The sequence below is a fragment of the Polaromonas sp. YR568 genome (assembly GCF_943371715.1).
Taxonomy (GTDB): domain Bacteria; phylum Pseudomonadota; class Gammaproteobacteria; order Burkholderiales; family Burkholderiaceae_C; genus Polaromonas.
In genome coordinates this window covers 16,787-33,817 of the sequence record NZ_CALRVW010000004.1, presented here as the reverse complement: position 1 = coordinate 33,817, position 17,031 = coordinate 16,787, and the positions used below count along the sequence as shown (strand labels likewise).

At 65.3% G+C, this 17,031-nt stretch carries 11 protein-coding genes; 6 read left to right on the top strand and 5 right to left on the bottom strand.

What is annotated here, in order from left to right:
• Nucleotides 1–77: 77 nt before the first annotated feature.
• From AAG813_RS04310 to argH, 4 genes are all read right to left on the bottom strand, one after another.
• Entirely contained in the window at nucleotides 78–761 is a 684-nt protein-coding gene (locus AAG813_RS04310; protein ID WP_341912182.1) for a hypothetical protein, read from the bottom strand.
• A gap of 14 nt (nucleotides 762–775) precedes the next feature.
• Nucleotides 776–3,043: a penicillin-binding protein 1C gene (pbpC, locus tag AAG813_RS04305; protein WP_341912180.1), complete on the bottom strand. Its 2,268-nt coding sequence runs from the start codon at nucleotides 3,041–3,043 to the stop codon at nucleotides 776–778.
• Nucleotides 3,040–8,979: an MG2 domain-containing protein gene (locus tag AAG813_RS04300; RefSeq protein ID WP_341912529.1), complete on the bottom strand. Its 5,940-nt coding sequence runs from the start codon at nucleotides 8,977–8,979 to the stop codon at nucleotides 3,040–3,042. The genes pbpC and AAG813_RS04300 overlap by 4 nt, the downstream gene beginning before the upstream one ends.
• Before the next feature lie 145 nt (nucleotides 8,980–9,124).
• The gene (gene argH, locus AAG813_RS04295) at nucleotides 9,125–10,540 is read right to left on the bottom strand and encodes an argininosuccinate lyase (protein ID WP_341912178.1); all 1,416 of its coding nucleotides are present in this window, start codon (nucleotides 10,538–10,540) and stop codon (nucleotides 9,125–9,127) included.
• 222 nt (nucleotides 10,541–10,762) lie between these two features.
• On the opposite strand from argH, the gene AAG813_RS04290 reads away from it, so the two are divergent.
• From AAG813_RS04290 to AAG813_RS04270, 5 genes are all read left to right on the top strand, one after another.
• The gene (locus tag AAG813_RS04290; RefSeq protein WP_341912176.1) at nucleotides 10,763–11,824 is read left to right on the top strand and encodes a histidine kinase; all 1,062 of its coding nucleotides are present in this window, start codon (nucleotides 10,763–10,765) and stop codon (nucleotides 11,822–11,824) included.
• Entirely contained in the window at nucleotides 11,821–12,567 is a 747-nt protein-coding gene (locus tag AAG813_RS04285; RefSeq protein WP_341912175.1) for a LytTR family DNA-binding domain-containing protein, read from the top strand. Before AAG813_RS04290 ends, AAG813_RS04285 begins: the two co-directional genes overlap by 4 nt.
• A 159-nt stretch (nucleotides 12,568–12,726) precedes the next feature.
• Nucleotides 12,727–13,920 (top strand): AI-2E family transporter, encoded by a 1,194-nt coding sequence (locus AAG813_RS04280; RefSeq protein WP_341912173.1) that lies wholly within the window; start codon nucleotides 12,727–12,729, stop codon nucleotides 13,918–13,920.
• A 151-nt stretch (nucleotides 13,921–14,071) separates the two neighbouring features.
• Nucleotides 14,072–14,845, top strand: a complete 774-nt coding sequence (locus AAG813_RS04275) for a TerC family protein (RefSeq protein WP_341912172.1) — start codon at nucleotides 14,072–14,074, stop codon at nucleotides 14,843–14,845.
• Between the two features lie 67 nt (nucleotides 14,846–14,912).
• Complete coding sequence (locus AAG813_RS04270) at nucleotides 14,913–15,587, top strand: tRNA-uridine aminocarboxypropyltransferase (RefSeq protein ID WP_341912170.1); 675 nt, start codon at nucleotides 14,913–14,915, stop codon at nucleotides 15,585–15,587.
• Here the strand turns inward: AAG813_RS04270 and AAG813_RS04265 are convergent.
• Entirely contained in the window at nucleotides 15,568–16,257 is a 690-nt protein-coding gene (locus AAG813_RS04265) for an ATP-binding cassette domain-containing protein (RefSeq protein WP_341912168.1), read from the bottom strand. The two genes, AAG813_RS04270 and AAG813_RS04265, sit on opposite strands and share 20 nt — an antisense overlap.
• A gap of 238 nt (nucleotides 16,258–16,495) precedes the next feature.
• On the opposite strand from AAG813_RS04265, the gene AAG813_RS04260 reads away from it, so the two are divergent.
• Nucleotides 16,496–16,957, top strand: a complete 462-nt coding sequence (locus AAG813_RS04260) for a cache domain-containing protein (protein ID WP_341912165.1) — start codon at nucleotides 16,496–16,498, stop codon at nucleotides 16,955–16,957.
• Nucleotides 16,958–17,031: the final 74 nt, after the last annotated feature.

Here is a 17,031-nt window from a genome sequence, read left to right as displayed (position 1 = left end):
TTTCTCCTCCCGGTTAGCAAAGCTCGGATGCGGGGCCTGTGGTTGAGGCGGACCTGTGCTGTGCCTCTCCCACCGCATCACTTAATACGCGCGCAGGTGGCATCATGCACCCAGGTGCCGTGCTCGCCGACAAAATAGGTATGGAAGTCTTCGACCTCGATGTTGTAGACGGTCGTCTGGAATGGCTGAAATATGTCGTCGTCGACGACATCGCCCGGCCAATTCTCGCGATCGAACTCGACGCTGCTCTCGATGCACTTTGGCACTGATCCGTATTCGAGAAGATCACCCGGACCATAAATGCCGTGCGTTGCCACCCACCCGCGATCCGGAACATTGGTGCGGTAGATGCGTGAAAAGGTTCCGGCAAAGGAAGGGGCCCCGTCCGTCAGAACGAAGCTCGGCCGGTGGTCCCGACCGTCGTTCAGCTTCTCGACGCTGGTCCATCCTTCGCCCATCACCCACAAGAGGTGGTTGAGCGTGGCTGTCACTTGGTAGTGCTTGTTCTTGTATGGATTCAGGTTGTCCCCGATCTCATACGTGAACTCGACGATTTCCCTGGCTTCATGGCGGAAGGTGTTCACTACCCGCTTGTATGAGGGTTCTGTCCCATCCCCCGGGTTCTCAGGCCTTGAAAGCACCCAATCAGAGACCTTCAGCTTGTCGATCGCGATCAGACCTTCTTTGGTATGAACCATTGTTCCGCCAATGACGCACGCGCAGGCGGGGGTTTTGGTATTCGTTTTGAGTCGTGCATTCATTTTTCTCCTCCTGCTTAGCGAAGCTGGGGTGCCGGGCTTTTGGCCTCACGTATACCTGCGCCCCGTACTTCCAGGCGAATCTCGTCCAGCACCTGATTTTTGGCATCAACCAGCGTGACACGATGCCGGCCCGGCCAGGGCAACCACTTGGCGTTGTTGCCGCGCGCAAACTCCTTGCCGTCCATTTGCCAGCGCAGGTTGTTGCCCTCGGCCGCAAAGCTCAGGCGCTGGCGGTTGGGTGGAATGTCGGGGTCCAGCGCCACGATGGTGCCGTTGGCAGGCGCCGTGATGCGGGAAACCGCGCCCTCGGGCGAAGTGATGATGCGTTTTGTGCTGCTGGCCCTTATTGCGCGGGCGTCAGCAGCTCCTGAATCCATAGCAAATACCACCTGTTCCGTACCACGAATAAACCATTCGGAGCGCGCTGCTTCGACAGGCGCACCGGCCTGCATGCCGAACTGCACGTTTTTCTGCACCAGGCCCGCGGGCGGCACTGGCGCCCGGCTGGGCTCGTGCTGGTGCAGGTGCTTCATGAGCGCAGCCCACACCGGCGCGGCGCCGCTGGTGCCGCTGACATCCCACATGGGCGCACCGCTGGCGTTGCCCACCCAGACGCCGACGGTGTAGCGCTGCGAGTAGCCCAGTGCCCAGTTGTCGCGCATGTCCTTGCTGGTGCCGGTTTTCACCGCAGTCCAGAAACGGGTGGCCAGCAGGCTGTCGGTACCGAAGGTGCGCGCGCGCGCCAGCGGGTCCGAGAGGATGTCGCTGACGATGAAGGTCGCGCCGGGGTCGATTGCGTGTTTGAAATCGGGTCTGGCCTGCCGGCTGAGCGAGGTGGCGCTGTAACGCCCGCCATTGGCCAGCGTGCGGTAGGCGTTGGTCAGCGCCAGCAGCGAGACCTCGCTGCTGCCCAGCGCCAGGCTGTAGCCGTAGTAGTCGCCGGTCTCGCGCAAAGGCAGGCCCACCGCCCGGAGCTGCTTGTGAAATGCATCGGGCGAAACCATCACGAGGGTGCGCACCGCCGGCACATTGAGTGAGGCACCCAGCGCGGTGCGGCTGGACACCAGGCCCTTGAACTGGCGGTCGTAATTCTGCGGAATGTAGAGGCCGCTCGCCGTATTGAGGTGCGCTGACGAATCGTCCAGCAGCGACGCAGCGGTGATGCGCCGCTCCGCGATCGCCTGCGCGTACAGAAAAGGCTTGAGCGTGGAGCCGGGCTGGCGCAGCGCCAGCACGCCATCGACCTCGGCCGCGCCGCTGAGCTCGCCCGAGGAGCCGACCCAGGCCAGCACCTCGCCCGTCCCGTTGTCGAGCACGACGATGGCGCCGTCTTCCACGTGGCGGCCGCGCAGTTCGCGCAGATGCTGGGTCAGGGTTTGCGCCGCAAAGCGTTGCAGCGGGGCGCGTACCGTGGAAACGACCGTTCGCACTGAGCTTGTCGAAGTGAGCGTCTTCCCGCGCAGGGCTTCGACAGGCTCAGCCCGAACGGACAGGAGACGTCGCGCCAGATGCGGCGCTCCTCCCTCGGTGGCGTCGAATGACTTGCGTTGCAGGGCCGCCGTTGCAAACAGGTCCAGCCCCTCGCAATCTGTCTTGGCCGGTGCCTGCATGGCTTTCAACACACCGCAGGCCCGCTGGGTCACCGGCGCCGCTTTCGCATTCGGCGCCCGCACCAGCGCCGCCGCCACGGCTGCCTCGCGCTCGTCCAGCCCGTGCGCGGCCTTGCCGAACAGGGTGCGGCTCAACGCATCGATGCCGACGATCTCGCCGCGGAAGGGAACGAGATTGAGGTAGGCCTCGAGAATCTGGTCCTTGCGCCAGCTGCGCTCCAGCAGTTGCGCCGACACCGTCTGGCCGATCTTCTGCGGCAGGCTGCGGCCACCGGCGCTGGCGCGCCAGTCTTCGTCGAGCAGCCCGGCCAGCTGCATGCTCAAGGTGGAAGCGCCGCGGGTCTTGGTATTCAAGAGATTGCCCCAGGCTGCGCTGGAGACCGCGCGCCAGTCCACGCCGCTGTGTTCGTAAAACCGTTTGTCTTCGCTGAGCACCAGCGCCGTGCGCAGGGCGGGCGACACATCGGACAAGGCCACCCACTGGCCGCGCCGCACGGTGGCATCGGTGCGCAGGCGCTGGATGACTTCACCGCTGCGGTCCAGCACCAGCGTGTCGGACGGGCGGTATTCGCGTTTTACTTCGTCAAATGTGGCTCCAGCCCAGGCGGGACGAGCGCAAGAAGCTATCAGAAATGTAGCGACTGCAACTGTCCTGACGACCCGGGAGATCATTTGACCGCTTCCACCTTGACCCGCGCATTGGGGATTTCACCAAACATCTCCGGCGCATACATGGCTTCCACACGGCTGGGCGGCAGCGCAAAGTCCCCGACGTTGTTCAGGCGCACGGTGTATTCCATCTTCACCACGCCCTTGGGCAGGTACTCGTAGTAGCTGCGGAAGGCCTCGAAGCTGCGTTCCTCGAAGGCGGGCCAGCCTGCGCCTGCCGTCTTCTCGCCACTTGTTGCAATCTGCGAGTCACGGCCCAGGCCGCTTCCGAGAATGGTCGCGCCGCCGGGCACCGGGTCGGTGATCACCACCCAGGTCATGTCGGCGCTGGCGTTGACTTCGAGGGTGATGCGAATCACGTCGCCCCGTGTGTAGAGGCCCATGGGCAACGATTTATTGGCTTGCTCCACCGGTGTGATGGTCTTTTTGATCTGGTAGCCGGCATTGAACGGCGCTTTCAGGGGAACGGCCGCTAGCGATTGCAAGGTCAACCAGGGTTTGCCGGCGCCCTGGTGCGTCACCGTCAGCGGCTCCCTGCCGCCACTGGCCCACGGCATGAACATGCTGTTGTTGCGCAGCTTGCCCGGTGCTGCGGGCGCGCCGAAGAAAGTGCCCTGGTGCGCTGCGCCCGATGCATCTGTGGTCTTGATGCGTTCCACTTTTGCCCAGTCCACACTGGCTGTTGCTGCTCCGAGTGCAGCCTTGGTGACGCCGGCCACCTGCGTGGCCTCGAACTTCGCCGAGAAGCGATCCAGCGCCAGCCCGCCCCACAGGTTGGCGGTGGTGGTGTGCCAGGCGCCTTGTTGCTGGCGCGCGATGAAACCGTTGGCGAGACGGCCCATGTCGTCCTTCCAGGCCGGGTCGTCCATCACTGCCAGCATCAGTCGCGCGGTGTTGACATCGCCGTTGGTCATCAGCCACCACCAGTAGTCGTCTTTTTCGGTGCTGAAGACGAGCTTGGTGCCCTGCCAGGACAGGCGCGACTTGAGCACCTGGTTCGCCTCGGCCAGGCGCTGCTCGCGCTGTGGCACGTCGGCCACGCGTTGGAGGATGTTCAGCCAATCGATCACCGTGTGGGTCGGCCACTGGTTGGGCGCAATCGTGATGCTGCCCAGCATGCGGCCCTGGGCCTTGCCGTAACGCGACAGTGCCTCGATGGCTGCCAGCTTGCGCATGTCCAGGTCCTTGCGCGGGCTCCAGAACTCGCGCTGGATGCGGCCTTCGACAAAGGCGATCAGGCCGCGCTCCATGGGCGCACGCGCTTCATCGGGCAGGGCAAACGCCGGATTCAGGGCCGCGGCTTCGTGCGTGGCCGCCAGCAGGTAGGCGGTCAAGGTATCGCTGCCGCGCGAGGCGTCGCCGTCGCGCGGCGGGAAGTAGTTGGCCAGGCCGTCGCGGTCGAGGTAGCCGGGCAACTGCGCCAGCAGGGTCTGCCAGAGTCTCGCGTCACGCAGGCCGACGGCCTTGCTGGTTTTCTGTTCCAGGCAGGCGAACGGGTAGTTGGCCCACCAGTCGCGCACGCCGTCCAGGCCCTCGGCGAGTTTGGGTTGCAGTGACATCTTCAGGCCGCCGCGGCCGGGCAGCGCATCGGCCGGTGGATTCACGGCCAGCGTGAACGAGCCATCGACCTGCACCAGCGTCGCCTGCTGCACCGTGAGCGGCACGGCGGGGATGATGCGCTGGCGCGCCTTCAGGCCGTCGCGCGCGCCGCTGACCGTGTCTTTCGCTTCGATTTCCCAGAGGATGGCCTCGGTTCTCGTCAGCGCGAGTTGGGCCGGCGCCGTCACCATCCACGCCACTTCACGTGCCTCGCCGGCGGGAATGTCCACCGTCTGCGGTTTCAGATCAAGCAGCGTCGCGCGCGGGCTGACCTCGACCTTCATCGTCGCTTTGGTCGTGTTGCGCAAGGTGATCTGCGCGCGGAACTGGTCGTCCTCGCGCACCAGCGGCGGCAGGCCGCTGATGATCTGCAGGTCCTGCGTCGCCTTGATGCTGGTCTGGCCGGTACCAAACAGGCCGGTGCCGCTGTCGGCCACCGCAACAATCTGGAAGGTGGTCAGCGCATCGTTGAGCGGCACCGTGACGACGGCCTGGCCTTTGGCGTCGAGCATGACCTTGGGGTTCCACAGCAGCAGCGTGTCCAGCAACTCGCGCGTGTTGCTGCGACCGCCGCCACCACCGGCCGGCACCGCCTTGCGGCCGTAATGCCGGCGGCCGATGATTTCCATTTGTGCGGTCGAGGTCTCCACGCCCCATGCGCGCCGCTGCAGCATGGCGCCCAGCAGGTCCCAGCTGGTGTTGGGCATCAGCTCCAGCAGCGCCTGGTCCACCGCGGCGATGGCTACTTCGGTGTTCGCTGCCGGCTGGCCATTGGGAAGTTTGGCGGTGATGGTGACCTGGGCCTGGCCGCGCACCGGGTAACTCTCCTTGTCGGCCTTAACCGTCACGGCAAGCTGGTGCGCCTGCGTGCCGACTCGGATTTCCGCGAGGCCGAGGCGGAAGGCGGGTTTGCTCAGGTCCACCAGCGCGGTCGGCGCCACATACTCCCGGCCTTCGTACCAGAAGGAGGTCCACCATTCACGTGGCGCCTTGAAACCCCAGGTGAAAAAGCTGTACCACGGCACCTCGCGCAGGCGGCCGCGCAAGGCCAGCACGCTGACATACACATTCGGCCCCCAGCCGTCCTTGACTTGCAGCTGGATGGTCGGGTCCTGGCCATTGAGCTGCACCACCTGCGTTTCAATAATGCCTTCGCGTTCAATCGCGACCAACGCCGTCGCAAAACGGAAGGGCATGCGCACCTGGAACTTGGCGGTTTCGCCGGGTTGGTAGCTCTTCTTTTCGGGCAGCACGTCCATGCGGTCATGGTTCTCGCCGCCGAACCAGAGCTCGCCCTGTTTGGTCACATAGACCGAGCTGGCCGCCTGGATGGTGTTGCCGTCCTTGTCCTTCGCGGTCACGACCAGTTCCACTTCACCGGGCTCGCCGAGTTTGGCCTCGCACAGCAGCAGGCCGCGCGCATCGCTGGAGCCACTGCAGACAGAGCCGAGGTCCTTGATGTCGGTCTTGTTGTCGTAGGTGTAGAAGCCACCCACCATGCGTTTGCGGCTGGTGGTGACGATGCGCGCCACTGCCTTCACCTCCAGGGGTACGCCGGCCGCCGGTTTGCCGGTCAGGTCCAGAGCCAGCGCCTGGAACCTGATCTTCTGGCTGGCCGAGACCCAGCCCTCGGTCTTGATGCCGGCGACCACGGCGGCCGGCCAGAGCGTGGAGACGCTGCGAATCGTCTGCACCTCACCGTTCGGATCGGCATAGCTGGCTTCGAGCAGCAACTCCCGGGGCTGCTTGCTGGCCGGCACGTCCTGGATGGTGAGCTTGCCGGCGCCGTTGCGGTCCAGGCTCAGGGGCAGCTTGTCGGCAATCACGCGCTGGTCCTGCGCGGCCGTGGCTTCCTCCTCGCCTTCGCTGCCTTCCCCGCGCCGGGCGCGCGGCGGCGAGAAGCTGAAGGACTCGTGATCGCTGTAGCTGAGGGCTTTGCCGCGCACCAGGGCCGACACGCGCACCGGCAGGTTGACGGCCGCTCCGCCGGAGACGTAGTTGACCTGCACATCGGTGGGCACCGAGTTCACGTTGACCAGGGCCTTTTTGTCGGCCGGGGTGATGCGGCCTTCTAGCACCGGCAGGCGAAATTCTTCCACGCGGAACTGGCCGCTGCTGAAGTTGCCGCTTTTTTCGTCGGCCCGCAGTTGCACCTCGTAGATGCCGAGTTTGGCCGCGGGCGGAATGACAAAGGTGTTGTCGGCGCTCTGGCCGCCGGTGGCGGTTTTGCGCCAGATCAGGGGCTGGGTGTACTGCTGGCCGCTGCCGATGTGGGTCACCACCAGCACCGCGGGCGGCGCTTCGACGAGGCCAAAACCGCGGCTGGTCTCGGTGCGCAGGATGTGTTTCATCGACACGGTTTCGCCGGCGCGCAGCAGCGTGCGGTCGAAGATGGTGTGGGCACGTGTATCGGGCTGCGGGTCCTGGCTGGTGGGCACATTGAAGCGCCAGGGTTCTATGCCTTTGTGCCAGTCGCTCCAGGTGAAGGAGAGGTCCTCGATACCGCTGCCACCCTGGCGCGCACTGACAAAGTAGGCGTTGCGGCCGTCATCGCCGCGGCAGCGCGGCGGCTCGGCGGCCAGGCCCTGGAAGCTCGCGATGCCCTGGGTGTTGGTCACGGCCTGGGCAAGTTCCTCGCCATTGCAGCTGGATACCCGTACGGTGGCGCCGGCGACAGGCGCGCCCTTGTCCAGCGTGGTCACCCAGGCCAGCGCGTTTTCGCGGCCGAGCTTGAAATGCACGCCCAGGTTGGTCACCAGCGCCGAGGTGCGGACATACATGGTGCGGCTGGCGCCGTGGCGTTCGTCCAGAAGTGAAGTGCCGAGTTTCTGCGAGGCGATCTCCACCACGTGAAAGCCGGGCGAGAGCGGAATGCCGATGACCTCGAACGGACGCGGGTCCCCGCTGGCGGGCTTGGGCAGGTCCAGCGTTTTCACGCCGGGCTGGCCATTGAGGAGCGAGAGCATGCGTGACTGCACATACTCCTTGCCTTGCGGGTCAATGGCCTTGGGCAGGGCGCCTTTCACGTCCCGGCCAGCCTGGTCGCGGTCCACCTGGTAGTCGTTGTAGTGCTCCACCTTGCGAAACCAGGCAATGATGTCGGCATCGGTTTTGGGCTGCAGGTCGCTGACCTTGCCCGGCGCGAGGCCCTTGACCTGCAGCGCGGCTTCGACGTTGCGCAGTGTGACCGGCAGCAGTGCCGGGTCACCCGCTTTGGCGCCCGGTTCGGCAAAGCGCTCGACGATGCCGAAGGGTGCTGTGGCAAATTTGGCCAGCGGCGGCATGGCGCCACTGGCCACCTTCAGCGGAAAGTTGTCGGCGTTGCGCAGGGTGCGGCCGGAGGCGTCCCTGAAGTCTTTGGGAAGTTCCAGCGTGAAGGCGGTCTGCTCTGCAAAAGGCGGCTTGAAGCTGACACCGTTGACCACGTTGTCATCGTCGCCGCTTTCCGTGTCGAACACCGGCTTGAGCGTGTCTTTGGCCGACTTCAGGCGGATAGCCTCGGCCAGCTTGCGTGGCACCGGGGCGTTGAAGTCCAGACGCATGGGGCGTATCGGCAGGCAGGCCGACTGCGCGTTTTCACGCTCGCAGTTGAAGCTGGCCGAAAACGGCTCGCGCACCTGGAAGTTGTAGCGCCGCTCCACCGAGTTGGCCACGCCGCTGGGCGTGCTCACACCCTTGCCATACACCAGCTGGAGCTTGCTCGCGGGTGTGAGGCGGCGGTTGCAGGCCAGCGTCACCACGCTCAAAGGGGCCTTTTCCGCCGCCTTGTCCAGGTTTTGCGATTTGAGCAGTGCCTCCCTGTCCTTGCCTTCGATCAGCTTGACGGGTACCCGCTCGCCCAGGCCCTCGACCGAGCACCAGACGTTCTCGCGCACGCTGACCAGTGTGGCCGGGCCGTTGAGCTGGAGCACGAAGTACTGTTCTTCGTCGATGCGCTGGTAAGTGCCGGGCCGCAGGTTCTGCACGAAAGGGCCACCGGTGTTGAACTTCCACGACAGCTTGCCGCTGATGGGCTGGTCTTTGGGCGAACGGAAGGTGGTGATGCCCTGCAGCGTGCAGCTGACGCCGGGCGGCAGATCGTTGTCGAATTCAAATGCCCACTGGCGATCGCTGATCCAGCGGCCCGAGCCTTGGGTAGCCTGCGCGTCGCTGCAGCTCAGGCTGACGGGGGCGGGGGCCTTGGGGTCGCCGAAGTTGACGGCGCTGTCATCAAACTTGACGGCAATCTGCCGTACCCTGGCAATTTCCCCTTGGGGCGAGACGCTGGTGACCTGCAGGGCCTGTACGCAGGTGGGCAGGTACAAAGCGGCGGCTGCCGCCAGCGCTGCGGCTGTTCTTATGGTGCTTGTTGCCACGTATCCTCCTCATGAGGAGGTCAAGCGTAGCCGATTTGCATGTAACAAGACAGCGCAGACCCACGGAACAAAGACGCAAAAAAAGGCGGGTACCACCCGCCTTGTCAGTCGAACATCCCGGTCGGCTGGTTCAACCCGGGGTGAGCCGCGCGCGGTGCCGCGCAATCTGCATGCGCACCTGCGCCGGCGCGGTGCCGCCCAGGGTGTTGCGCGCATTCAGCGAGCCGCGCAGGCTCAGCACGTCGTACACGTCTTTTTCGATCTTGGGGTTGAACTGCTGCAGCACGGCCAGCGGCAGCTCTGACAGGTCCACCGCATGCGAGATGGCGGCTTTCACCGCATGGGCCACGGCCTCGTGCGCATCGCGGAAGGGCAGGCCCTTCTTGACCATGTAGTCGGCCAGGTCGGTGGCGGTGGCGTAGCCCTTGAGGGCGGCGCGCTCCATGGCCTCGGGCTTGACGGTGATGCCGCCCACCATCTCGGCAAAAATCCGCAGCGTGTCCTTCAATGTGTCCACCGTGTCGAACAGCGGTTCCTTGTCTTCCTGGTTGTCCTTGTTGTAGGCCAGCGGCTGGCCTTTCATGAGCGTAATCAGGCCCATCAGGTGGCCGACCACGCGGCCGGTTTTGCCGCGCGCGAGTTCGGGCACGTCGGGGTTTTTCTTCTGCGGCATGATGGACGAGCCGGTGGTGAAGCGGTCGGCAATTTCAATGAAGCCGAAGTTCTGGCTCATCCACAAGATCAGCTCCTCGCTCATGCGGCTGATGTGCACCATGGCCAGCGAGGCGGCGGCGGTGAACTCAATCGCAAAGTCGCGGTCGCTCACGGCGTCCAGGCTGTTCTGGCAGACCTGGGGCTGGCCCTGCGCATCGACCATGCCCAGGGTTCTGGCGACACGTTCGCGGTCCAGCGGGTAGCTGGTGCCGGCCAGTGCGGCGGCGCCCAGCGGCAGGCGATTCACGCGTTTGCGCACGTCCTGCAGGCGCTCGGCGTCGCGCGCAAACATCTCGACGTAGGCCAGCATGTGGTGGCCAAAGCTGACCGGTTGCGCCACCTGCAGGTGGGTGAAGCCGGGCAGGATGACCTCGACGTTTTTCTCGGCAATATCGACCAGCGCCTTCTGCAGGTCGGTCAGCAGCGCATCGATCAGGTCGATTTCGCCGCGCAGCCACAGGCGCACGTCGGTGGCGACCTGGTCGTTGCGGGAGCGACCGGTGTGCAGGCGTTTGCCGGCGTCGCCGACGATCTGGGTCAGGCGCGCCTCGATGTTCAGGTGCACGTCTTCCAGGTCCAGCTTCCATTCAAAGGCACCGGATTCGATTTCCGAAGTGATCTGCGCCATGCCCTTCTGGATGGAAGCATGGTCGTCCGCACCCAGGATTTTCTGCGCGGCCAGCATCTCGGCGTGGGCCAGCGAGCCGGTGATGTCGGCTTGCCACAGGCGCTTGTCAAAAAACACGCTGGCGGTGTAACGCTTGACCAGATCGCTCATGGGTTCGGAGAACAGGGCGGACCAGGCTTGGGATTTTTTGTCGAGTTGGCTCACGGGAGGCTTTCTGTGGGGGACCGTCTGGCGGCGGCGATGGCGTGTCGCGGCGACAACATTATTGGAGGAAGTACGGGTTTGACGCCGGTTTCAGGCGGGTTGCCGGTGCAATACTAGGGCCTGATTTTATCTGCGTGCAGGAAAGCCCCCTCAAGGGGGGCGCCCGGGACTTCCGGGCCGGCCCGCGCGCGGAACCGGACACGGAGCAAGCGAGCCTTTTTCATGCAGTTCAAGCCCGACCTTTCGTCCTTTGGCGAGTCCACCGTGCTGGGTGGTTACAGCCAGCCGGGGGATGCGCCTGCGCCTCTGCCGGTCCGTGTCAATGTGTTCGACGCCTGCAATGTCGGCGTGGTACTGCGCGCCGTCTTGTTTGTCGAGGCGGTGGTGGCTGTCGGCGCGATGTTCGGCACCAGCTTGTTTGTTGACTGGCTGCTGCGGTTTTCGCTGCTGACCGGCGGCGTGTTGCCGGCCACGCTGGCCTGGCTGATCGCCGCCTGTCTGCTCAAGGGGCGGCTGGCCCGGCTCGGCACGACGCAGCAGTGGGTGGCCGGCGTGGCCCTGGGCGCGCTGGCGGGCCTGTATGGCTGCGGCCTGCTGGTGCTGCTGAACCTGCTCAATCCGGCGCCCTGGTGGGCCAGCGCTGCGGCCGGCGCCCTGCTGTCGGCGGTGCTGGTGGCCGGGCTGGTCTGGCGCGCCAAGGCGCGCACACCGGCGGCCACCGCGGCGCGCCTGGCCGAACTGCAGTCGCGCATCCGGCCGCATTTCCTGTTCAACACACTCAACAGCGCCATTGCCCTGGTGCGCGCCGAACCGGCCAAGGCCGAAACCGTGCTGGAGGACCTCAGCGAGCTGTTTCGCCATGCGCTGGCCGACCAGACCGAGTCGGTCACGCTGGGGCAGGAAATCGCCCTGGCGCAGCGTTACATGGCCATCGAGCAGATCCGTTTTGGCGAGCGCCTGCAGGTGCAGTGGAGCCTGGACCCCGAGGCCGATCCGGCCAAATTGCCGCCGCTGCTGCTGCAGCCGCTGGTGGAAAATGCGGTGCGCCATGGCGTGGAGCCCAGCGCCCAGGGCGCGCAGATCAAGATCACCACCGAGCGGCGCGGCGGGCTGGTGGTGCTCAAGGTGACGAATTCCACCCCGGCCGGCGTCGGCGAGCGGGGGCACGGGTTGGCGCTGGCCAATGTGCGCGAGCGTCTGGCGCTGCTGCACGATGTGCAGGCGCAATTCAAGACCGTGTTCAAGGACGGTGTGTTTCAAGTGAGGCTGGAGATTCCGCTATGACAGGCAAGCTGAGGGCGCTGATTGTGGATGACGAGGCGCTGGCGCGTTCGCGCCTGCGCACGCTGCTGGGCGACTGCACGGCGCCAGCCGCCTGCGTGGCCGCCGAAGCCGCGCATGCGGCCCAGGCCATGGACGCGTTGCGCCGCGACACCTTTGATGTGGTGCTGCTGGACATCCGCATGCCCGGCGCCGACGGCATCGCCCTGGCGCAGACCATTGCCCGCCTGCCGCAGCCGCCGGCGGTGGTGTTTGTCACCGCGCATTCCGAACACGCCGTGCAGGCCTTCGACCTCGAGGCGGTGGACTACCTGACCAAGCCGGTGCGGCTCGAGCGCCTGCAGCAGGCGCTACAAAAAGTAGAGCGGCTGGCGCAGGCAGGTAAGGGGCTGGAAGGTGATTCGAATGGTGAATTCCTGATCATCCAGGACCGCGGCCGGACCGAGCGTGTGCCGCTGGCCGAGGTGCTGTACCTCAAGGCCGAACTCAAGTACATCACGGTGCGCACGGCGGGCAAAAGCTACATCCTCGACGGCAGCCTCAACGAACTGGAGGAAAAATACCCCCAGCAGTTCATGCGCATTCACCGTAACGCGCTGGTGGCGCGCCGCGCGGTGCGCGCCCTGGAAAAACACTTTGATCCCGAAGAAGGCGAGGGCTGGGCCGTGCGGCTCAATGGCATCGACGAGTTGCTGGCGGTGTCGCGGCGCCAGCTCAGCGCGGTGCGCGAGGCCATCGCCGCTTGAACACGCCGCCTGGCCGGAACCGCCTACCCGTTCCGGCGGCGGCGTCCTGCACCGGCCCGCCACCGGCCGCGATGAAATGAGGCCGGTACACGAATGGAGACTTCGCCCCGGGACGGTTTTGCCAGTGCAAGCCCGTGGAGCGCCAGACAAGGAACACCGATGACTGAAGAACACCTGCCCGAGACCCTGCCGGCAGCGCCCGGCTCCGCGGCGCCTGCCGACCCCGGGGTGACCACCTTCCCGGAGCCGGACCGCCTGCTGCTGCACATGCCGGTGGACATCCGCAACATGTCGCTGATGGTGCTGGCCGGCCTGGCCATCCTGTTCGTGTTGCACTGGGCCAAGGCGGTGTTCATCCCGGTGATGGTCGGCGTGCTGTTCAGTTATGCGCTCTCGCCGGTGGTCAACTGGCTGGAACTCAAACGCGTGCCGCGCTGGCTCAGCTCCGCCGTGCTGCTGCTGGCGATTCTGGGCGCCATCGGTTCGACCGCCTGGTCGCTGCGGGACAACGCGGCGCAACTGGTGGAATCGCTGCCGGTGGCCGCGCAAAAATTCCGCAACGCGACCAAGGTCAAGACCGGACAGTCGGACAGCACGCTGGACACCGTGCAGAAGGCCGCGTCGCAGATCGAGCAGGCCACCCAGGACGGCGCCAAGCCGGGCAACACGCGCGGCGCCATGCGGGTGGTGGTCGAGCGGGCCAGTTTCAACGTCAAGGACTATCTCTGGACCGGCACCATCGGCCTGATCGCGCTGATCGGTCAGACCGTCGCGGTCATTTTCCTGACCTACTTCCTGCTGCTCTCGGGCGACAGCTTCCGGCGCAAGCTGCTCAAGCTGGCCGGTCCCAGCCTGAGCAAGAAAAAAGTGACGCTGCAGGCCCTGCATGAAATCACCGGCCAGATCCAGCGCTACCTGCAGGTGCAACTGCTCACCAGCGCGCTGGTCGGGGTGCTGACCTGGCTGGCCCTGCTGGCCATCGGGCTGGAGAACGCTGCGGTCTGGGGCATTGTGGCCTTCGTGCTCAACTTCGTGCCTTATGTGGGCTCGCTGATCACCGCGGCCGCCACGGCGCTGGTCGGTTTCCTGCAGTTCGGCACGCTCAACATGGCGCTGGTGGTCGGCGGCGCCTCGCTGGTGATCCACACCATCGTCGGCAACCTGATCACGCCCTGGCTTACCAGCCGCGCCAGCCGCCTGAGCCCGGTGGCGGTTTTTGTCGGCCTGCTGGCCTGGGGCTGGCTCTGGGGCGTGTGGGGCCTGTTGCTGGGCATTCCCATCATGATGATGGTCAAATCGGTCTGCGACCGGGTGGACGACCTCAAGCCGCTGGGTGAGTTTCTGGGAAGCTGATGCCCCCACGCTTGTCACTGCGTGTACTGCGCTGCCCCCCGAGGGGGCGCTGCGCCTGCGGCCCGGCGAAGCCGGTTCCGCGGCCCCTGCTGGCAAGGTCCCATGGTCACCGCGTGCGGTCCTGTATAAATGAACCAAAAGAGGTAACCCGATGATGGAACTGCTGACCGACCCGCAAGCCTGGATTGCCTTTGGCACGCTCACCGCGCTCGAACTGGTGCTGGGTATCGACAACATCGTCTTCATCTCGATTCTGGTCGACAAGCTGCCGAAGGAGCAGCAGGCACTGGCGCGGCGCATCGGGCTGTTCATGGCCATGTTCATGCGTATCGGCCTGCTGCTGGTGCTGTCGTGGATCATCGGGCTGGTGGCGCCGCTGTTCACGGTGTTGAACCAGGAGATCTCCGGCCGCGACCTGATCCTGATTGCCGGCGGCCTGTTCCTGATCTGGAAAAGTACCGGTGAGATCCACCAGTCGCTCGAGGGCGAGGAGGGCCACGCCTCCACCGCCGTCAAGGCCACCTTCACCGCGGTCATCCTGCAGATCATGGTGGTGGACATGGTGTTTTCGCTGGACTCCATCATCACCGCCGTCGGCATGGTGGACGAACTGGCGGTGATGGTTGCTGCCGTGGTGGCCTCGGTCGCCATGATGATGCTGTTCGCCGGCGCCATCGGCCGCTTCGTGTCGGCGCACCCCACCGTCAAGATGCTGGCGCTGTCCTTCCTGGTCGTGGTCGGCGTGGTGCTGATCGCCGAGGGCTTTGACCACCACGTGCCCAAAGGCTATGTCTACTTCGCGATGGCGTTTTCCATCGGTGTCGAGATGCTCAATATCCGCGTGCGGCGGCGCTCGGCCAAACCGGTGCACCTGCACGACGCCTATGTGGCCGACGTGCAGCCTGGCGCAAAGCGGGCCGACTGAGCAGTTCTAACCATCTTTTTGGCCGCCAGCCGGCATGCAGCGGTCGCCAGCAGCTATTGATTTGAGAGTGACCGAATCCCTGGACACGTCCACTGCGGCCCGGCCCGGCCGCCCACGCTGCGCGGCCTGCGGGCGACCGCAAAGTGCCTGCCTGTGCGCCTGGGTCACACCGGTGGCGCACGAGGTTGAGGTGCTGATCCTGCAGCACCCGCTGGAGGTCCATCACCCCAAGGGCAGCGCGCGGCTGCTGCACCTGAGCCTGCCGCGCAGCCGCCTGCTGACGGGTGAGGTGTATGCCGACGCGGCTCTGCTGGCCGCGCCGTTTGACGCGGCGGGGCCCGTGGCCGGCGCTCCGCGACACCACGTTTTGTTGTACCCGGACGGGCCGCAGGATCAGGCGCTGGGCGTTCCGGCCCCGCCGGCCCTGCCGGCCGGCTGGCTGCGCGACCCCGCCAGGCTGCGCCTGATCGTGCTCGACGGCACCTGGCGCAAGAGCCGCAAGATGCTTTGCCTCAGCCCGCCGCTGCAGACGCTGCCGCGCCTCTCGCTGCAGAGTCCTGCCGCTTCCAGCTACCGCATCCGCAAGGCGCACCGGCCCGACCAGCTGTCAACGCTGGAGGCGACCTGTGCGGCACTGGCGCAACTGGAAGGCGGCGCGGAAAGCTTCCAGCCCTTGCTGGCGGCCTTTGACGGCTTTGTGGCGCAGCAGCTCGGTTATTTTTCTAATCGCCCAGGTCGATAACACCCGCCAGAGAAACACCGGCTGGCGCCGCATAGTCCGCCACCACGAAGGCGCGTGCCGGATCAGCGGCGGCGTCTTCCAGCAGCGCCAGCACAAAACGAATCGACGCCTTGTCCAGCGCGGCAAAGGGCATGTCCAGCAGCGTGAGCGCCGCACCCGAGGCAAAGGCTGCCGCCAGCCAGACCTTGCGCTTCGAACCGGTGGACAGCATGAACAGCTGCTTGTTCAGCTCCGGCGCCAGCGCCAGGCCATCCACACAGGTGGCCAGCACGCCGTCGTCAAAGCCGGCATGGATGCTGCGCTGCACATCGAAGTAGTGCGCCGGTGTCATCTGGTCAAACGCGTCGGTGCGTGGCTCGGTCCAGAACAGCTGCTGGCGGTAGTCCTTTGTGTGGGTTTGCAGGGTAACGCCGTGGATGCTGAACTCGCCTGTATCGGCCGCCAGATCCCCTGCCAGCAGACGCAGCAGCGTGGTCTTGCCACGCCCGTCGCCGCCGAGCACGAAGGTGAGACCCGGCGAAACAACAAGCGACAGGCCGGTGAAAAGCTCCCGCCGGGGACCTGGCCCGGGATGCGCAAAGCGCAAGCCGTGCGCCTGAAGCACCGCGGACGCGGCCATTGCAGGCGGGGCGGGCGGGTGGGAGCGGTCGTTCGGGTCAGGGTGGGTCATGCCTGTATTGGACACGATGGGCCGAAAGAAAAAAGCCCCGGCCCTTCACAATTTTCTGCCCGCTGCCGTTATGCATGAAGGCAGGCGTCCATGCGCTGCCTGCGTGAACCGCTGCCCTGCAGCCAGACGTGGCCGCGACCCGGCCGCGTCTGTGGGCCTGTGGGTGCGATGGGTGGCGCAAGCCTTCACAACAAGTCATCCGTCAATCCGGATTTTCAGAAATACAGGAACAGTCATCATGAAAAAAATTCTCCAGGTCCTCGTGTTCGGCATGGCCGCCCTGAGCTTCAACATGACAGCGCTGGCCGCCGGCGAACAGGGTTCGGCCGCAGAAGCCAGCGCGCTCGTCAAGAAAGCCATTGCCTACATCAAGGCCAACGGCCGTGAAAAAGCCTTCGCGGAATTCGCCAATCCGAACGGTCCGTTCCGGGACCGCGACCTTTACGTGACCACGGTGGACACGGACGGCAAGATGCTGGCCCATGGTGTCAATCCCAAACTCGTCGGCAAGTCGCTGATCGAACTCAAGGACATCGATGGCAAATATTTCGTCAAGGAATATGTCGACCTGGCCAAGGCCAAGGGCAACGGCTGGGTCGATTTCAAATGGCCCAACCCGATCACCAAAGTCGTCCAGCAAAAATCCATGTACGTCGAAAAAATGGACGACCTGGTGATTGGTTGCGGCATCTACAAGTAAGGCAGCCCCGGCGCCACAAAGCAGCCCTGCGCCACCATGGCGCATGTAAACGGCCGTTGGTCCTGGTGGGGCGG